General features: G+C 45.8%; 14 protein-coding genes. 3 read left to right on the forward strand and 11 right to left on the reverse strand.

What is annotated here, in order from left to right:
- Positions 1–139: 139 nt before the first annotated feature.
- Positions 140–1,654, reverse strand: a complete 1,515-nt coding sequence (locus IEY09_RS07220; RefSeq protein WP_188870456.1) for an MATE family efflux transporter — start codon at positions 1,652–1,654, stop codon at positions 140–142.
- Between the two features lie 105 nt (positions 1,655–1,759).
- The gene (locus IEY09_RS07225; protein ID WP_169546756.1) at positions 1,760–3,010 is read right to left on the reverse strand and encodes an MFS transporter; all 1,251 of its coding nucleotides are present in this window, start codon (positions 3,008–3,010) and stop codon (positions 1,760–1,762) included.
- A 180-nt stretch (positions 3,011–3,190) separates the two neighbouring features.
- On the opposite strand from IEY09_RS07225, the gene IEY09_RS07230 reads away from it, so the two are divergent.
- Positions 3,191–4,072 carry a LysR family transcriptional regulator gene (locus tag IEY09_RS07230; RefSeq protein ID WP_188870458.1) on the forward strand — a complete coding sequence of 294 codons (882 nt, stop codon included), beginning with the start codon at positions 3,191–3,193 and terminating at the stop codon, positions 4,070–4,072.
- A 92-nt stretch (positions 4,073–4,164) separates the two neighbouring features.
- Here IEY09_RS07230 and IEY09_RS07235 read toward each other — a convergent pair whose 3' ends face one another.
- The 4 genes from IEY09_RS07235 to IEY09_RS07250 form a co-directional block, all read right to left on the reverse strand.
- Positions 4,165–8,079, reverse strand: a complete 3,915-nt coding sequence (locus tag IEY09_RS07235) for a S8 family serine peptidase (protein ID WP_188870460.1) — start codon at positions 8,077–8,079, stop codon at positions 4,165–4,167.
- A gap of 571 nt (positions 8,080–8,650) precedes the next feature.
- On the reverse strand, positions 8,651–9,055 hold the full coding sequence (locus tag IEY09_RS07240) for a YbaY family lipoprotein (RefSeq protein WP_037425639.1): 405 nt from the start codon (positions 9,053–9,055) through the stop codon (positions 8,651–8,653).
- 1 nt (position 9,056) lies between these two features.
- Positions 9,057–9,923 carry an acyl-CoA thioesterase II gene (tesB, locus tag IEY09_RS07245; RefSeq protein ID WP_037417495.1) on the reverse strand — a complete coding sequence of 289 codons (867 nt, stop codon included), beginning with the start codon at positions 9,921–9,923 and terminating at the stop codon, positions 9,057–9,059.
- A 118-nt stretch (positions 9,924–10,041) separates the two neighbouring features.
- On the reverse strand, positions 10,042–10,974 hold the full coding sequence (locus IEY09_RS07250; RefSeq protein WP_047537251.1) for an SDR family NAD(P)-dependent oxidoreductase: 933 nt from the start codon (positions 10,972–10,974) through the stop codon (positions 10,042–10,044).
- Between the two features lie 330 nt (positions 10,975–11,304).
- Between IEY09_RS07250 and IEY09_RS07255 the strand changes: the two genes are divergently transcribed.
- Positions 11,305–12,180: a 1,4-dihydroxy-2-naphthoate polyprenyltransferase gene (locus IEY09_RS07255; protein WP_037425645.1), complete on the forward strand. Its 876-nt coding sequence runs from the start codon at positions 11,305–11,307 to the stop codon at positions 12,178–12,180.
- 138 nt (positions 12,181–12,318) lie between these two features.
- Here the strand turns inward: IEY09_RS07255 and IEY09_RS07260 are convergent, their stop codons facing one another.
- Together IEY09_RS07260 and IEY09_RS07265 are read right to left on the reverse strand one after the other, a co-directional pair.
- Positions 12,319–13,128 (reverse strand): DODA-type extradiol aromatic ring-opening family dioxygenase, encoded by an 810-nt coding sequence (locus IEY09_RS07260; protein ID WP_188870462.1) that lies wholly within the window; start codon positions 13,126–13,128, stop codon positions 12,319–12,321.
- 70 nt (positions 13,129–13,198) lie between these two features.
- Positions 13,199–13,675: a DoxX family protein gene (locus IEY09_RS07265; RefSeq protein WP_144375988.1), complete on the reverse strand. Its 477-nt coding sequence runs from the start codon at positions 13,673–13,675 to the stop codon at positions 13,199–13,201.
- A 435-nt stretch (positions 13,676–14,110) separates the two neighbouring features.
- Here IEY09_RS07265 and IEY09_RS07270 point away from each other — a divergent pair, with 435 nt between their 5' ends.
- Positions 14,111–15,007, forward strand: coding sequence for a LysR family transcriptional regulator (locus IEY09_RS07270; protein ID WP_188870464.1), 897 nt, complete (start codon positions 14,111–14,113; stop codon positions 15,005–15,007).
- Between the two features lie 283 nt (positions 15,008–15,290).
- Here the strand turns inward: IEY09_RS07270 and IEY09_RS07275 are convergent, their stop codons facing one another.
- The 3 genes from IEY09_RS07275 to IEY09_RS07285 all read right to left on the reverse strand — a co-directional run bounded on the left by IEY09_RS07275 (position 15,291) and on the right by IEY09_RS07285 (position 18,907).
- The gene (locus IEY09_RS07275; RefSeq protein ID WP_099458536.1) at positions 15,291–16,001 is read right to left on the reverse strand and encodes a hypothetical protein; all 711 of its coding nucleotides are present in this window, start codon (positions 15,999–16,001) and stop codon (positions 15,291–15,293) included.
- Positions 16,002–16,308: 307 nt separating this feature from the next.
- Positions 16,309–16,773, reverse strand: coding sequence for a serine protease external chaperone (locus IEY09_RS07280; RefSeq protein WP_188870466.1), 465 nt, complete (start codon positions 16,771–16,773; stop codon positions 16,309–16,311).
- A gap of 10 nt (positions 16,774–16,783) precedes the next feature.
- On the reverse strand, positions 16,784–18,907 hold the full coding sequence (locus tag IEY09_RS07285) for a S8 family serine peptidase (RefSeq protein ID WP_188870468.1): 2,124 nt from the start codon (positions 18,905–18,907) through the stop codon (positions 16,784–16,786).
- Positions 18,908–19,012: the final 105 nt, after the last annotated feature.

A 19,012-nucleotide genomic window follows, 5' to 3' on the forward strand; every position in this document is an offset into this window, starting at 1 on the left:
GCTCTTACTTTCTGTCATAAGAGCCGCTCGTCATTTGAGTAGAATAACTACACATCATTCCTCGTTTCGCGAGCACGTGCTTGCCAGAACGAACAAAATCTAATCTCGAAACGTCAACACGCCCTAGTCACTACATACATTAACGCTTAGCATTATCCTGTTGCTCAATAAAGGGTATAACAGACTCCATTTCTTGCTCTTCCGTCAATTGTGCCATCTGCGCGCAGGAGGATGAAAGTGGGCTAGTTGTACTCGGTAGATTCTGTGCCACCTCATTCGTCATCAATTCGTCCACATCGGCTGCTAAGCCAGCAACACCATGTCCGGTCGATGTCAACGCGACCTTATCAACTAAACGATAGGCAACCCAAACCCCTAAAACACCAAACAGAATTGAGCCTATGACTTGGCCGATAAGTACCCCATAAACCCCGCCCCACTGCGCGCCCATATACACAAAGGGAACGGTACCTAAAGTCGCCTTTCCCACATTAAATAAGGTGGAATATTTGGCCTTACCCAAATTATTAAAGGAGGCGTTTGCGACAAATAAAATCCCAGAGAAGATAAAAAACACCGCAATATAGCTGCAGAAAAATTCAATAAGTGCCGCACTGTCGCCCTTCATATCAAACAAACTGACGATCTGCGCTTTAAGTAAAAACAAAAGTAACGACATCACCACCACATACAAGGTACAAAATTGAATCGCCTTCGTTAAACTTTCGCGCACCCGATCGAATCGTCCTGCTCCAAAGTTTTGCCCAACAATAGGCCCAATAGCGCCGGATAAGGCAAAAATCATCCCAAAAGTGACAGGCACTAACCTGCCGAGTACCGCCCAACCCGCAACATAAGCATCACCAAAATCCGCAATTGCCCGGGTCACAAACGCATTACCAATTGGTGTGGCAATGTTGGTCAGTATGGCTGGTCCTGCAATGGCGAAAATCGGTTTAAGATCGGCTTTAAAATAGTGAAGATTAAACCTGCCAAGGAGTTGATGTTTGACCACAACACCCCGACCCGCGATGATAAATACCGCAATACGAGCCAATACTGATGCCAGTGCAGCCCCTTCAATCCCCATCGCAAACAGGAAAATAAAAATCGGATCAAGCACGGCATTCACACCACCGCCCGCTAAGGTCGACATCATCGAAAGTTTTGCATCTCCCACGGCACGCAGCGCACCGCCAAGGGCCATCGCAAGGCAAATAAAAGGCAGTGAAGGTACCAAAATATACAGATAACTCTCTGCAAGCTCGGCAGTATGACCGCTGGCCCCCACAAGCGTGACTAACTCAGGAATAAAAGTCGTGACCACAATGCTGACCAACACACTAATGATCGTGGTCACCACCGCACTGTTAAGTAATAGGCGTTTCGCTAATTCGATATCCTTAGCGCCGATAGAGCGAGACACCAAGGCCCCGAGCGCAATGGAGAGACCTATGCCAATTGATGTGGTAAAAAATGAAATACTGCCCGCATAACCTACAGCCGCGGCTAATTCATGTTCGCCCAATAAGCTTAAGAAAAATATATCCAGTAAATCGACTACAAATAACGCAGAAATCCCCACCGCAGCGGTTGAACTCATCACGAGAATATGGCGAAGAATTGAACCTTCAACAAACTTAGCTTGGGTCATGGGGTTGTTTTACCTTATTAATTGCAAAAGCAAAGGCCAACACTGAATTGTTGGCCTTTGCTTTTATAGTCATCTATGGGTATTTAGGTCAAGCACTAAAGCAGCTTATGCCGCAATTGGGCTCATCTTCGTTTGGTGGTAACGCAGACGACTGATTGACAATGCAATTAACGCAAGCAGCGTTAACGACCCCATCACCACCCCTTGCCATTCGGCTTTATGCCAAAATAACATCAAGTAAGGTCCGCCCAAAGCGGCGCCTAAGTAATAGCAACACAGATACAGCGAGGTGGCCTTGGCGCGATCGCGGCTTGCGCGCATCGCCACAAAAGAGTTGCAACAACTGTGGGTTAAGAAGAATCCACATGCCGTCATCAAAAAGCCCATGCAAATGGTGGCTGTGGTATCAAACAGGGTCAATAAACTGCCCAACAGCATCAAACACCAAGACCATTGATATAACTTGTGCTGACCAAATTTTGCCAGCCACTTAGCAGTAAAATAGGAGGCCACAGTACCACTGGAGTAACACAAAAAAATCAAGGTCGCTTGAAAGCGGCTCCACTCGTAGGGCGCCGCCATCAAATGCAGTTGAATAAAGCTAAATTGATTCACCATCATCATAAAAGTGATCCCACCGATGGCATAGGCTAACCGCATTTGTGGATCGGTTAGATGGTGACTAAAGCCGTAAAAATCCTGAAGTAACCGAGCCCGTTTTGAGACTGAAGGCGCCAAGGTTTGCCCGCCAGATATCGCCTTAGCATCCGCGCCAGATGGCAATAAAAAACTGGTCAAGGCAACACCTGCTAGGGTCACTAAAAACAGCAGCCACATGGACTCCTGCCAAGATAAAAACTGCGACATCAACCCGCCCAGCAGACGCCCAACAATCCCGCCGATACTATTGGCCATAATGTAAATGCCCGCGGCTTTGAGCATAGTGCTTGGCGAGAGTTGCTCCTTAAAATAAGCCATGGCAATGGCAGGCACCGCAGCGAGCAATACGCCTTGTAAAAAACGCACATACACAAGCGCATTAAAGTCCCCAGCCCAAATCAGCAGCAGGTTCGACAATGCCAATAACCAAAGACTCACCACAATCGGCGTATGCCGGCCAATTCTGTCGGACACAACCGCATAAATTAACAGCGAAAACGCCAATGAAAAACTGGTCACAGAGAGAATGAGCGTAGCCTGCGAGCCAGGCACAGAAAAATGCTCGGCGATCAGCGGTAACATGCCCTGCATCAAATACAGATTGATATATACCACCACGGAAGCCACACACAGGGCCCACATCAGTCGGGTATCACGTTGTTTATTGTCGATAATAGTGTCTAACACGGCTTGCACTTTTAGCCTCGATAACGCCTCACTCTAAGAATAGACAAAGGTTAGCACTGGGCATAACATAACAATAATAGATAATTTATATCGACATTATTGATTTTTGTTATGGCAAATTTTTATAACTGACATGGTTATCGCAAATTGTCGCGCGTAAGCGTGCATCACAAGCAAAAGGCTCACACCATGGATATACGCCAACTTAAACACTTAGATGCACTTGCAAATACTGGCAGTTTTACCGCCGCGGCCAAGAAGCTCAATATGGCGCAGCCTGCCCTGAGTCAAAGTATTAAACGGCTTGAGCAGTCACTTGGAGTGACACTGATTAATCGCACCAGCAATAAAAATGACAAGCACCTCGCGCTCACCGCCGAAGGCTTAGTGCTGCATCAACATGCCACGTTAATCCTAAAACAAATCAAGCAGGCCGAAGCGCAAATCCGCGCCATGGCGAATTTGACCTCAGGGGAAGTGCGGATTGCGGTGCCGGGTATGTTGGGCTCCTTCTATCTGCCCTCACGCCTTATGGCGTTTCGCCATCAATATCCCGAGTTAAAGCTGTCACTATTCGAAGGCGGTACCCGTGACGCACTGCGGATGTTACAACAGGAAGAAGTGGATATTGCTATCATTACTGCCCAAGATCTGCAGAGTGATTTTGATAGCCAATTACTGATCCGTGAGCAGATGGTGATCGCCATGGGCGCCGAGCATCCACTTGCCGAGCATTCTGCCGTGAGCTTAAACGACTTCTTTGACCATGAACTGGTAATGTTCAAAACTGGCTATTTTCACCGCGAGTGGATCCTCTCTCAGGCAAAAGACTTGGGTAAAAAGCCCAATATTGCCTTTGAGACCAATCTGATTAACTTGATCAAACAGATTGTGTCGCAGGGATTTGGTATCACCAGCGTGCTCGAAATGGCCATCAGTCCAAAAGACGATATTCTCGCCAAACCCTTTGAGCCGCCAGTGTTTTTAAACCTGCATATCGCCTGGAAAAAACAGCGCCCCGTCAGCCAAGCCGACCGCGCCTTTGTGGAATTTTTAATGAAAAATCGATAATAAACAGGCAATAAAAAAGGGCCGATAATCTCGGCCCTCATCAGGGTTAACCCTTAAACATGCTAAGGTTAACCGGTTTCAGCTCGAACCACTTAGCGCAGTTTACGGCGACCAAAGGCAAATGGCAGCAGTAATAAACTTAACCAGCCAAAAGCACCACCGTCATCCTTCTTCGGCGGAGTATCGGTAATAGAGACAGATACTAAGCTCGAATCGCTATTGCCGTGGTTATCGGATACCGTCAGTTGGAATGATACGGTTTGTGCCGCGCCATTCACACTTGGCGCCACTAAGTTTAATTTGGCCGCTGCGGGGTCAAAATTAAAGCTTGCGCCACCTAACTGAGTCCACTTGTAGGTCAGCGGATCATTATTCGCATCCGATGATTTACTGGCATCGATAAACAACGGCTTACCTTCTTGTACTGACGTTGGTGCTTCAACCTTGGCCACAGGCGCCACTTCAGCAACATCGAACTGATAGCGCTGAGTCAAGGTTTCTGACGACGCATTGTTGACCTTGTTCGACAGGCTTAACTCATTATCAACACCCGCCTTACGTGGAACCAGCTCAAAGCTGATGTCTTTCGCTTCAGCGCCCGATGGCATCTCGATCGTCCAAGTGATCTTATTGCCATCTTGCTTACCGTCATGGCTGATGTTAGCCACTTCATGGCCTTCAGGCAGCATAGCTTCTAAGTTATACACGCGTGTTACTTGGGTTTTATTGGCTTCGATACGGGTTTTCATCATCTTAGCCACGCCCGGTGTTAACTGACCGCTCAGCGTATTGCCCAGAGGCGACAGCACATCATCACCTACACGTTCAAAGACAACGGGGAGCTTCACTGGGGCTACTTTGTCATCGCCAGTGGTGAGGGTCAGCATAGCTAAACCTTCATCACCGACTTTGAGCGCGTCCTTCCACGTCAGCTTAACGTCAAAGTCATTGGTATCGCCAGAAAGCGTCGCCGTGAGGTTATCCTCAGCCGTGTCATAGAGGGTCAATTGTTTTAAACCAAACACGTCATCGGCCGTGGCTGTTGAAGCAGTGTAGTTTTGCACAATCACATAGTAAGTGCCTTTAACAGGATTATTGAGTAAGACACTTTCCTCTGAACCATCTCTGGCTGATGAGGCCACTCGAGCAAGTTTGCTGCCATCGTTTTTATCGAGTAGCACATACATATCAAGATCGGGCGATGTGGTGTAACTAATTGAGGTACGGAAATACAGAGCATTTTCATTAACGTCAAACTTAAACACTTTGACGCCATCATCAAGATCATCTGTATATGAAGCATTATTCGAGTCTTGCTTCACGCTTGACTCAATGGTTTGGCTCAGCTTGAGGCCCGTCACTTCGGCGCCCACGCTAGCAAAATCCACCGCCTTCAAGCCTTCAAGAGTGATCTCATCCGCATTACGAGTCGCTTGAATGCTTACCAAGTTTGGCAGGTTACGCTTACCAATCTTAGCCGCAATCGGCATAGTCGCCGTAGGGAAGTTAGCTGACTCGAGCACTAAGTTGCCAAAGCCCCAATCTGCACCCACTTGCGTTACATCGGCGGTGACAGTAATGATTTGGCTCGCACCTTTTTTCAGGGTAAAGCTTTCAGGCGATACAGTTAGTGCCAGCTTATCAGTCACCGCTTGGCCCTTCGCCGTCCAGCTACCATCTTGGGTTGCGGTTACGGTACGGGTCCAAGTACAGGTATTCACACAACGAGAATCAGCCATACTAGGCACGTTGAGCTTACGAGGATCGCCGTTCAATAAGGGATTTGCAATTTCATAGTTCAGTGCGCTTTCATCCATCACTAAACCGGCTTTAGCGGCTAAATCCACGCGAATACGGCCAGCGCCCACGTCAAACGGATCGGCAACGGTTTTAGCATCGGCTTTTTTCATCGCCTGAGCGGTCGTTGCAGTCAGCATTAATGCGGAGCGGATATTGTCCGGCGTCCAGTCTTTATGCAGCGACTTTAACAGTGCGCCAGCACCCGCAACATGGGGACTTGCCATTGAAGTGCCCGACATGAGGGTAAAGTCGGCAGGATTTGTGCCCGATTTATCGTGACCAAATTGTTGATCAGAATAAGCAGCGTAAATATCCGAACCAGGCGCGGCCACCGAAGGCACAATCACATCATTGGTCGCATTTGGGCCAATCAGTGAGCCAGCCGATAACACATCGGCCTCACGGCTAATCGCTTGCGGTGTCGGGGTTAAAGTTAACTCTACAGCAGGATTGGCGGCCATGGCCTCGATTAAGGCAACGCCATCGGTATTACCAATAAATACTGCTGGTATATTTAATGTCTCGAGCGAAGCCATTTTTAAACGATCATTGCCTTCGCCATCTCGGTTATAGACGATCACCGCTTTAGCACCCGCAGCTAATGCACCTGATACTTTAGTTGTAAAATCGCATGTTCCCCGTTTAATGACCGCTATTTTGTCTTTAAAGGCATCGGCGGGGAAGACTTTACAACCTTCCACATTGGTCGCATCGACAGAGCCAGCAAACACTGGAAGTCCTTTAACCACTTCGGTTTGCACAGGGCCAGAGCCAGGGGTGAATTCAAATGTCTTACCATTAAATTCCAGCTCACGTACCACTTCACGATTGTGAGTCGAGTTAGCCACCGAGGTATACCATGGGGCATTTTTGGGAGTCGAATAAGGTGATTGGGTGATTGCGGCACTGGTTGCGGTTGCTGGGCGCGTATTCCCTGCTGCAACGGCAGCAAAAATACCCGCATTACGCGCCGCTAAAAAACCCTGTTCAGTGGCACTATTCCATGGATTACCACCGCCACTGATGGAGAAGTTGATCACATCCACGCCATCTTTAATCGCATCATCTATGGCTTTAAGAATCGGTACAGTCGGGCAACCAGAATACTTGTCACCCGCATCCCCAGGTCTACAGATTTGATATGCAATAATGTTTGCATGGGGAGCTACGCCAGAGATTTGCGCAAACTTTAAACCAGATGCTATACCATCACCTTCTAGCTTGCCAACTTCCCCATCAACATAAGGCACATCAAGCAAGATATTCCCTGCCGCGGTGCTGGCCACATGCGAGCCATGACCACCGTAGTCTTCACCATTTTTAGCGGGAGGCGTCGCACCAAAAATCTTTTCGTCGTCATAGATATCGGTGATTTCAGGGTAACTACGCACACCAATCAGCTTATCGTTACACATGCTGGCAAAATCGGTTTTACAATCACCAATATAAATCCCTTGGCCTAAGGGGTTTGTATGGTCATAACCATCCCCGCCAATATCGGCAAACGAGGCATGATCAGAGTTAATCCCTGAGTCGATGATCGCCACAACCACGCCCTCACCCATAGCCTTGGTGCCAGTAGCACTACCGTCCCACACCTTTGGGGAGCCGATCAGTGCCTGACTCACATCGGTTTCAAGCTGCTCAATACGCTCACGCTCGATATAAATCACCTCAGGTAGTTCAGCCATTTTTATCGCTTGCGCCTGCGTCATACGCACAGCGATACCATTGAGTGCATATTGGTAGGTGGTTAATGGCTCTAGCTGTGTACCAATCGCTGCGCTGGCACTCGTCAAAAAGCGCTCTTGCTTAACCTTAAGGAAACTAACGTAGTTTTTCACCTCAGGAGCCGCGGCGTTAAGTTTAACATTGCCAGTCTTTCCTGTGCCTTTTGCCTGTGAGGTCGACTGTATATGTTGTGGGCTAGTTGCTTTGAAGCCAGGAATCTCCCCTTGATAATTCGCGACAGCACTGTCACGTAAGCGAACAATATAAGTATGCTCACCTTCGGCAAATTCTGGTTCAGGAATAAATTTTACATCTTGGTTATTAACTGCGGTTAATCTGCCTCGAGTTGAGTCATTTGATAATTCGGCTGGAATATCTAACTGTATTGTTTCACCCGTTGGAGATAATACTGTCTGTGCATTTGCTGCAGATGACAGCAGAGCCATAGACACTGCTAGTGCAATTTTTGTTTTCATTGTCGCTTCCTTCGCTATATCGATTTATTTCTATAAAGTTCAATTTTTAATATTTATTCAGTACAGGAATCGATTAAATTTCTGTTACCAATAGAACTTCAGCTCAGCGTTTTAACACGGAGTGATACATATTGAAACACCTTATTAACGGAACAATTACCCATAAAAACAGTTAATAAGCATGCCATACTCAATAAAAAATCGATTTTTAAAACATAAGCGAATGGTAAACTGTTTACTTAAACAAAAGGAATTTTAGCAACCACTTAAAAATAAAAGACAAGTTATCTATCGCCATTAAGTAGCATAGAGAATCAAGAGAGAATTAACGGTTTCGCATTCTGATTAAAAGATAAGAAAACAACTTAAATTTATAGATGAAATAATTTCAAATAGCTAAAAATCACATATGATAAACGCAATAAATAATCGCATTATGCCATCAACGTTACCGAATACCCCTACACCAAACAAGATGAATGATATTAAGCTCGAGATAGGAAATAAAAAATAATCGCGATTTACAAAACAAAAAGCCCTTACGAAAAGGGCTTTTAAAATAACACATGCTTTACTGATTAATCATCACAGCCTTCATCAATACTTCAGTGGTGTATTTACCATTATTAATCACGGGGAAACGATCATAGGTCTGGAAAATCACCTTGTCCTGGTACTTGATCATAGCCACTACGCCATAATTAATACGTTTATCGATTGATTGCGCGGGTAATAAGAACTTAAATGGCACAGGCGCTCGGGCGATATTAAAGCTTTTTTGAGCAATAATGGCCCCCGGAGTATTCAAATCGATAATGGCAATAGTAATTTCACTGCCTTGTGGCAAGATAATTTTCTCTAAATAACCCGCCGCACCATTGATGATAATGGGTGGTTCAGGTTGTACCGTTACGCAACCAGCCATCGTCAATGAGCTTAAACAGAATAGAATAAATATTTTTAATTTCAGTAACATATTAACTTCCTTTTACCATACGGATCAGCCCCTCTTGGGTCGTCGATGCGACAAGCTCGCCCTGCTGATTAAAAAATTGTCCTCGGACATACCCACGCCCACCACTGGCATTTGGGCTATCGATACTATAGAGCAACCATTCTCCCATATTAATGGGTCGGTGGAACCACATCGCATGATCTATGGTTGCCATGCGGATGCCCGGGGTTAAAAACGACACGCCATGGGGCTGAGCCGCCGTGACTAAAAAATTAAAGTCAGAGGCATAGGCTAGTAAATATTCATGGATATGACTATCTGTTGGCATTGCACCATTCGCCCTTAGCCACACATAGCGATATGGCTCGGTTTCTTTAGGTGCGAAGGGATGCAGAGGGTTGACTAAGCGCATCTCAATTGGCGCGTCTTCCATAAACTTTTCAAGGATCCTTGCTGGGACTTTATCCCTTAAGGTCATAGCCAACTCATTTTGATTTAATAAACCTTCAGGGCCAGGCACCTGCGGCATCTGTGCTTGATGTTCAAAACCCACCTCGGGTTCTTGGAAGGAACAGGTCATATGAAAAATCGGCCGTCCCTTTTGTATTGCACTCACCCGCCTAGCACTAAAGCTGCCTCCATCGCGCATATTTTCAACTTCATACACTATGGGTAACTTCTCATCTCCTGCGCGTAAAAAATAAGAGTGAAGCGAATGCACTTGCCGCTCTGCTGGTACGGTTTGCTTAGCCGCGCTCAAGGCCTGTCCCATGACTTGCCCACCAAACACATGCCCAAATCCTAGGTCTTGACTTTGACCGCGAAACAGCCCGATTTCGATTTGCTCAAGGGATAATAATGATAAGAGATCGTCTAATACCTGACTCATGGGATCCTACGGAAAATTAGCAATGAATACCCAAGGGTAACCCAGTTCGACTAGGGCTGACCAGTAGGGAGTCACTTGGCATGGTGTTTGTTAACGATTTAACAAAACGCACGCCGAACTACTCAATTTTTATATGATGCTCAAGAGCGCTCTGCTTTGACCAAGCCAACACTTTATCCTCACCACAGGAATGTAAATTAACCGGAAAGGCATTGTGAAGTTCTGACCAATATTTCACGAGTTTATCGGGCGTACATTGTCCCTCACTAAAGTAGATAGACTGAAACTCAGCGAATCTGCCGTGGCTGACACTGCCAGCGCCCGCCAATAAATGCTGACCATTAGGGGCCTTTTGACTCACTAAAAACGCCACGGTCGCAGTCAGCGTATCAAAGCAAAATAGCGGTTGAATCGCAGGAGCTAAATGCTTTCGAGTCATAGCCGTTAATGCCTGAGGACATAAGCTATTGATATAAATGTTATATTGCTCGCCCTCTATCGATAGGCTGTTTACCATTCCCACTAAAGCCATCTTGGCGGCACTGAATGCGACTTGGTGTAAATCACCAAAGAGTGCCGAAACCCCCGTTGTCATCAAAATGCGGCCATAACCCTGTGCTTTCATCGCTGGCCATATTGCTTGAGTCAGATAAAAACTGCCATTAACATCAACGTCAAACTGCCGCTGCCACTCAGCTTGTTGAATATGCTCAAAAGGACGAGCACCATAAACACCGGCATTATTGATTAATATATCCACGCCCTGCCAACATTGAAGCAAGCTATTCACCATAGTCTGAACATCCATCTGTTGACTGACATCCACCTCAAAGCAAAGGCACTCGGCCCCGAGTTTTAAAATCGTCTCATGGGTTTGGCGCAATTCATCATTGCTATAGTCAGCATCAGGGTGTTTTTGGCGTTTAGAGGACACCTTAGGTTGGTCGACAAGCACCACTTTGGCGCCCCGCTCTGCCAACATAATGGCATAGGCTCTCCCAAGCCCTGCGCCAGCTCCGGTGATCAACGCCACTTGGTTATCGAAACGCATCCTATCGAATCCTTATCATTGACATAAAGGTGACGTGCTCATTCTCCGGCAGCTAAGCCCGATGACTTGCCTTACACTCAAGGCTCTATCAGCGTTAAGTTACTGGCTTTACCAATGACATACGGGTAAACGGCATAAACTATAAAAGCACAGACAATGTGGATTTTCTTTGACATTGGCGGCAAATCTTTTCCCTAACCGCGAAACATCTGTGCGCCAATTCAAACTCTATTACATGCGTGTATTAGATAGTACTCACTTTAGGGTAATTTCTTGTTATGCTATGGCGCTGTTCACTACTCATTCCTTTTTAGATAACGACTAGACATCATGAATCCTTGGATTTTAGCCATCAGACCTCGCACCTTACCCGCGGCAATCGGTCCCCTGTTAATTGGTAATATTCTGGCGCTGCACCTTGAGCGTTTCAGTTGGTTAATTGCCGTGACATCGATGTTGTGCGCGATTTTATTGCAGATCGCTGTCAACCTCGCCAATGACTATTTTGATTTTAAAAATGGTATCGATACTGCCGAACGTATTGGCCCAGTTCGCGTGACGCAAAGCGGGATGATCCCAGCCTATAAAGTACGTAATGCGATGATCTTCTGCTTATTACTCGCGTTAACAGTAGGTTCCTATTTGATTTGGCACGGTGGTTGGCCAATAGCGATTTTAGCGGCGGCGGCGATTTTAGGCGCCCTCGGCTACAGCGGCGGACCTTATCCTTTAGCCTCACACGGGCTAGGCGAAGTTGCCGCCTTTGTGTTTTTTGGCTTAGTGGCTGTGGTCGGCAGTTATTATTTGCAGGCAGGTGATACTAATTTGAATGCGTGGCTACTTGGCTGTGCGATTGGCTTATTTAACGCCGCCATTATGTTAGTTAACAACACCCGCGATATTCGCACCGACACCCAAGCGGGCAAACATACCCTAGCCGTGAGGATTGGTGAGGCACAGGCCAAAGTCTTGTATCAAGCCTTAATTTACTTACCCTTTGGTTTAGTGATCGCGGGATTCTTACTGGGCATTCTGCCTGGATTACCGGTATTGTTGGCGGGTTTATCTCTGCTTATCGCCCGTAAACTCAGTAGCGATTTCTATGCTGTATCGGGTGAGGCGCTTAATCCACTATTGGGACGCACAGCAAAACTTACTATGATTTTCAGTACCCTATTCAGTGTGGGACTGGTGTTTACCGCTTAAGCTGGAATACCAACATCTCAGAGTTGTCCCCATTACTGAGTAAGAGCCAGCCACCAATTAGCTAGGTTAAAATACAAAAAGGTTCGTCATGATGCGCCAAACGCACAACATGATGAACCTTTTGCTTTTAGGGACAAATTAAGACCAGAGATAAGCCGAGATTGCCGTGTTAAATAACACGCCACTAAATTGATGCGTGGCTTTTGGCGTCTGTAAATGCGCCGCCCCAAAACACACATGTAAAGGAATTAAATGCTCTTCCCTTGGGTGACTAAAACGCGCCTCTGGCGCCGATTGCCAATCGATTAATTGTGCCTTGGCGTGGTTATCGCCTGATGTCACTACATCGGTTAACCAAGTATCAAACGCTTGGCTGCGAGGCAACACCTTAGGATCGCCGGAGAAAAACGCGCGCATATTGTGAAACGACATGCCAGACCCCACAATCAGCACCCCTTGGGTACGTAATGATGCCAATGCTTCACCGATAGCAATATGGGCACTCGAGTCCAGATGCTGCACTAAGGACATTTGCACCACAGGAATGTTGGCCTCAGGATACATCAACTTAAGTGGCACAAAGGTGCCGTGATCGAAGGCACGTTGATTATCCAACCGTACCTCAATGCCGCTTGCCTTAAGTAAACTGGCAATGGTTTCGGCAAGCTGCGGCTCACCGGGTGCAGGATAAGAAAGCGTATAAGCCTCAGGGGGAAAACCATAGTAATCGAACAGCATACCAGGATGAGAATGGCTCGACAGTGTCACCTGCGCCTCTTCCCAGTGAGCAGTAACTAATACAATCGCCTTGGGCGTGGGAATAGTCTCTGCCACCTTGGATAAATATGACCGTAATTCCCGATGATTTGCATCATTGAGTAATGGTAAAGGCCCGCCACCATGGGGAACAAACAGCACTGGCATTTGAGCCGAGTTCGCGTACGTCATAGTAAATGTCTCTTGATTAAACCGTGAGTTGTCACTTGTAAATTAAAACTTGTCTGCGCGGTGGCCAAAATCAGAAAACCGCTTTTATGTCCACCAGCTGACGTTGAAAACGCACTAATCTATCGACGGTTTCATCTAACTTGATGATTAAAAAAAGCAAGGCAGATAATAACAATGCGGGTAGCGCGTTAAGGGTAGCTTCAAAATTAAAGTGGTAATAAATGGCTCCCATCATCACCGACAGTAATGCTGTTGCCGACAGGACTCGAGATTCACGCCAGCCAATGCCAATGGCACCCAGCACTTCAATCACACCGATAAAATAGCCAAAACCCGTTGGTAAATTCATCACGCTAAAGGGCGCATGGAAAAACGGCACGCTGAGTAACTTACCCATGCCCGAGAATAAAAACACTATGCTCATGGCGAGCGTTACCAAAGCCGCCGCACGATTTAAGGTATTGGCACAGACAAAGAGTTTTTCAGGGTCGGTCTCTGCCGCGGTTTTGTTTTCACTTTTGGCAAAACATAATTGATTGATAGACATAACGACCTCATTACTCATCACTTTTAGACCTAATTCCGTATAAACTCTTGCTAAACAACCTGAGCTCGGGATAAGTAGAGCCGCTGAATAGGCATCTTTTCGGGCCTCTCTGCGTTGCTCTGTCTAACCATAGCTCGCTATGGCATACGACTGAGCGCCTTGATATGCGCAAAAATCTGCGCATTCAGTCAGAAAAAAGATTCCTCTTTTCAAAAAATCATTTATAGCATTGATTTTGTTTGTTAAATTTAGACTTTTTCGACACTCATTATCCCGAGTTCAGGTTAAACAGTACTCTAAACGCAAAGTCGTGGGCTCGTATTTTGTGCTCACTACTGTCATATGGCGAGATTATGCGCCCACAAAAAATAAATAAATATGGAATAATATCTAGCATCTTCTAAAATAATTATTTATTTGTTTAAGGGTATTGCCATGACCTTAGAACAACTGCTGATGTTCAATACCGTCGCCCTCGCTGGCTCGCTAAAGGCCGCCAGTGACAAACTCCATAAGACCCAGCCGGCGATCAGTCAGAGCATTAAACAATTGGAATCCCAGCTAGATGTAGTGCTGTTCGACCGCCAAGGTTATCGGTTAGCACTGACCCAAGAGGGACGAAAACTATTGCAATACGCCCAGCGCGTACTGAATGAAGCGCAGGAAATGCGCCAAGTGGCCAAGCATTTAGCCAAAGGTAACGAGGCCAGTATCACCTTAGCCTTTGAGGCATCCTTTAATCTTGCTCGAATCTTGCCGATGTTAGAGCGCACCCAAAATGAGTTTCCACATACACAAATTATTCTTAAACAAGAGTATTTAACCGGGGCACTTGAAGCCCTAAATCAAGGCAAAGCCGATATTGCGATTTCAGCTGGCGGTATTGAGCTGCTCCGCTCAAGCCATTATGAGCTTGGTTATTTATTTTCAGGGAGTTTATTGGATGTTGCTTCCCCCCGTTTACTGAGCCGTTATCCCCACCTAAGTCATGTAAGGCAATTGGTGAACGAGTACCAAATTGTGATCCAAGATACTGGCACTGGCACCGCCAATATCGAATTTGGGGTGCAAGCTGGGCAGCGCCGTTGGTATGTGAATGATTTTTATACGAAGAAAATGCTTATTCAAGGAGGGATGGGATGGGGAAAACTTCCCTATTATATGGTCGAAGAAGCCATCGCAGAAGGAAGCTTACAACAGCTTGAACTACAAGAAAGACAAAACCTGATCCAACTCGATTATTATGTGATGCGGCCGCCCCACTCGCCACTAGGCCCTGTGGCACAGGCGCTATGGGACAATTTAGTGCAACTAGCCATTAAGCCAAGCTGATAATTAACCTCTTTTGATATCACACTATCTGTATATGTAATCTGTATATGTAATCTGAATATGACATTCGTTAATCAGTCATATTTTGAAGGCTGGCTGCCTTGATAGAAGCTAACAGTTCAGCCTAAAGGAGCACTTAAATAAATGCGCGTGACACTCTCATACGGTTTTCATCATGCTTATTCAGTAAAAGCCTATTGTTGTTTTATCGCGTAATTTGCAGCCGCGATGACGCAATTTGCTTCACATATTACTCAGTCATGCAATCCAACAAGCAATTAACTCAGCGCCGATAATAAATAATTGACCAAAAATCAAACTGCTCGCCTTTAGCGGCGCACCAATCCGGAAACGACTCAGCCACAGCATGAGTGGAATACTCCTCCCAGCAATTTATCATTGACTGGTAATAATCATGCCTGTTTTGCAGCCTTGATTTACTCTCCTGCGTTTGTAATCGCTCGATTAATGTGTGTGCTGACGCTAGTGAGTCTTTTGCTCGCACTATATCGCCCAATAATACAGATTCAGATAAATGATGGGTCTGAAAATCGACACTGTTTAAATGGGCCAACGCAACTTGAGTAAGACAAATTTCATCGTTAGGCTCAAGCGCCAACGCCCTTTCATAGGAGGCGATATCCTCACCAATATAGCCTAACCATTTGTGGGGAATGGGATTATTGGGCTCATCTACCGCCCATTGGGCCAGCACATTTTTGAGCAATACGGTGAGGGGGTAAGCGAGTAACTGGTGTGTTTCACGCTGCCAATAACCTAAGGATGATAGTTCTTCAGCTATTTGCCTTTGCTTAGTCAAAGATTGGCTCTTACAGTGCGACACAAATGTGTTCACCGTCGCAATCGCTTGCTTCTTTAGTCCTTGCTCTTTTTGCAGGCAATATTGGCCAAAAAGTTCATACCCCTTCAGAGCCGAATACTGAGTTCCTATCGACTTTAATCCTTCAAAGTTATCGCTATTCCAGTAGTTCATATTGAGACTTGAGTTGGTGAAACCTTCGGGCTGAACAATGCAACCACTCGTATGGAAAAAGTACATGGAATAATGCAAACATGGTCCATGTTAATCATGCGCTAAAGCCGAGTGAAGCACGGCCCCAAGGCATAGAAGCAGATTGTAATCTCTAAACCCATCGTGAACCAGATAGTTTAACGCTAAGTGGTTATATTATTTGTCGTTTTACGATAAAGCCTCTGATGTTAATAGGCTCATATTAATAATTAACTCATAACAAAGGGCCTTGCGGCCCTTTATTCACCTTTTAGCTTCGCTAAATGGCTTACTGAATTTCTTGCTTGGCGAGTGCGCGATCTAACTTAGCACGCTCCACTTCAGGCGAGGCTTTAACCGCTTGAATTAAGCCAATTAAATCAGTACCTTCTTCGGCGGCCAGCAGCAATAAGTTATTGTCATTCTGCCAATCAACTTTTAAACCGTGAGTCTTAGCAAAATCATCGGCTGATACACCTGGTTTTAGTTTAACCACTAACTTTCCGGTCATTTCGGCAAAGGGGTTACCCGATTGAGTCACCACTTTCTGCCCTTTAACCAATTGCTTAGCCTGTTTAACCCCAGTCTCAGTTTTAACAAAGTAGGGTGTATCTAAACCGAGAAACTCGGCACGGCTCACTTGAACACCTTTAGACTCAGCTTGAGGTTCAGTGAGTTCGATCTTGTCATGTGCCATTGCTTGAACTGACAGTGAAAGTGCAACAGCTACTAATGATAAATTTAACGCTTTCATTGGTTACTCCTTAAGATGCAGACTTGGCGGCATGGCCATGGAAACGAATTGACCAACCTTTCAGTTTGCCATCGGCTTCGTTAGGGATTGAGATATAGCCTTGATCGTATTTAACAAATCGATAGCTACCACTATTCACATCAATCAGCTTGATTGTCCATTCACCTTTTGATGATTCGCCATAGAAGGCATTTGATAACATAGGTGTTGCATCATAGCCTTTAACAAGATCATCCGGATCATTCTTATCCATCACCCCTTGGTAAACTAAACCGTTATAAGGTGTCATCAACACACTCTTAGTACCTGCAGGCGAAATCAGCTCTACCGCTAAATCCGGTAGACGCAGGTGATCGGCAGTCAGCTCAATTTGCACGGCTTCAATCACTAAATCGTCAGCGACTACTTGGGTATCCGTCACGCCATTAATATCGGCATCGGGAATCGCTTTGGTGAGCGCTGCGCTTGCTTGCCACTCGGTTACGACATAGTCACCTAAGTCCTGTGCATAGGATTTGGCGAGCTTAACGGCTTCAGTTAAATTCACTCGACCAAAACCATAGAGGTTATGGAATGAAAAACCCGCCGCGTTTTGTAACCAACTAGGGATAGCCGCATACACTGGCGCACCTTCACCCTCACCAATGGTCACGGTTTTAGGCGCAATATCCGCATCAACTTTGGTAGCTGTCTTTGCCAAAATATAGCGAATATCACGCCAAGTGAGATCTGGATTAGCACTCATAATGACGGCGACAGCTCCCGAAGTGTTAGGTGCCGCAGACGAGGTACCGTTCATTGTCGATGTGTAATCACAATTGGGGTTTAACGGGTTTAAACCACCGTGGAATGGCGTGCTTGGTCTATCTTCTGCGATTGCAGAGCCCTTCACACATCCCATAAAGTCGGTAGTAACTATCGCAGGATCATTATCACCATACTCACCACCAGGTGCTGTGACAAAAATATTCGAGCCCACGGATGAATAGCTAGAAAGTTTACCCTTAGCATTAATTGCACTAACAACTAAGTTATAAACGTTAGCATTGTCAGAGGACATGTTGGAATTATGGAAAGGTAAGCCGTGGTTAGCGGGATTTTCCGTCGTTGCCGTGAAGTAATCTCCCGGTAACCAGAAAGTACGGAAACGATAGTAGTCATACCCATTACCCGCGGACTTAACGAAAATACTGCCTTTGCCATCGAAGCTTTGCGTTGCAATATCTTGATAAACTTCGGTTTCATCCTCATCAAACCCATGAGGGAATGGCACGCTGTAACCATAGCTTTGGTTAAAAACGCGTGCACTATCGCTATAGGCACTGGCACCGTGGGATTTAGCAAAGTTTTCAAATGTTTGTACGTTTGTCACTTTACCCGTTGGATCTTCATCTAAAAAGTTAAAGCCTATTAATTTTGCCTTAGGTGCTACACCGCGACCACCAATACCGTTCCAACCTTCTGCAGCAATAATCCCTCCTACAGCTGTACCATGAGCTGCGGTAGCAGACCCAGAGAAAGGTGTTGGATCAACAGTACCTGTAATTAAATTGTATGAACCACCATTTACAGTGTTATTTGTTAGATCTGGATGAGCAATTTCTAAGCCGCTATCGACCACCGCGACAATCACGCCTTGTCCCATAGCATTATCTGAAATTGCACCGCTCACATTCATATCTTCACCGGCAACACCGCGGTTAGCCGCAAAAGCATTCTGCCCAGTGTTTTTTAAATGCCATTGGTAGGTAAAGAGTGGATCGCCATGCTTAATATTGATTGTCAGATTGGCTTCAGCCTGTAATTGGCCATCGGACACTTTGAACCGAACCACCTCTATCCCTTCATTGGCATCAGATGTATAAGTAAATTCACCCGTGCTTTTATTGACTAGCGTAAAGGTGCCGAGTTTGAGATCGGCAGGGTCCACTAAAGAATAAGTTAAACCACCTTCGGCATCCGTCCCTTCAAGTTTTCCACTAAAAAGAATCGACTGTGACACATCAACAGTCATATCCGCGGTGGTCGGGGCAGTATTCACTTTAGGCACAGGTGCCGGAGTCTTCTTATCATCGCTCCCACAGCCAGCCAATAAGGCCGCCGTGATGCTTAATGCAACAATGGACATACGCATAATAGACATTCCTTCTTCTCATTACTTATTACAACTTAATTTGGCGTGATAATGTTGATTAACATTATTCCGCATTAAGTTCTGTTATTTTAGTTATACCCTATG

It is taken from the genome of Shewanella xiamenensis, assembly GCF_014647135.1.
GTDB lineage: Bacteria > Pseudomonadota > Gammaproteobacteria > Enterobacterales > Shewanellaceae > Shewanella > Shewanella xiamenensis.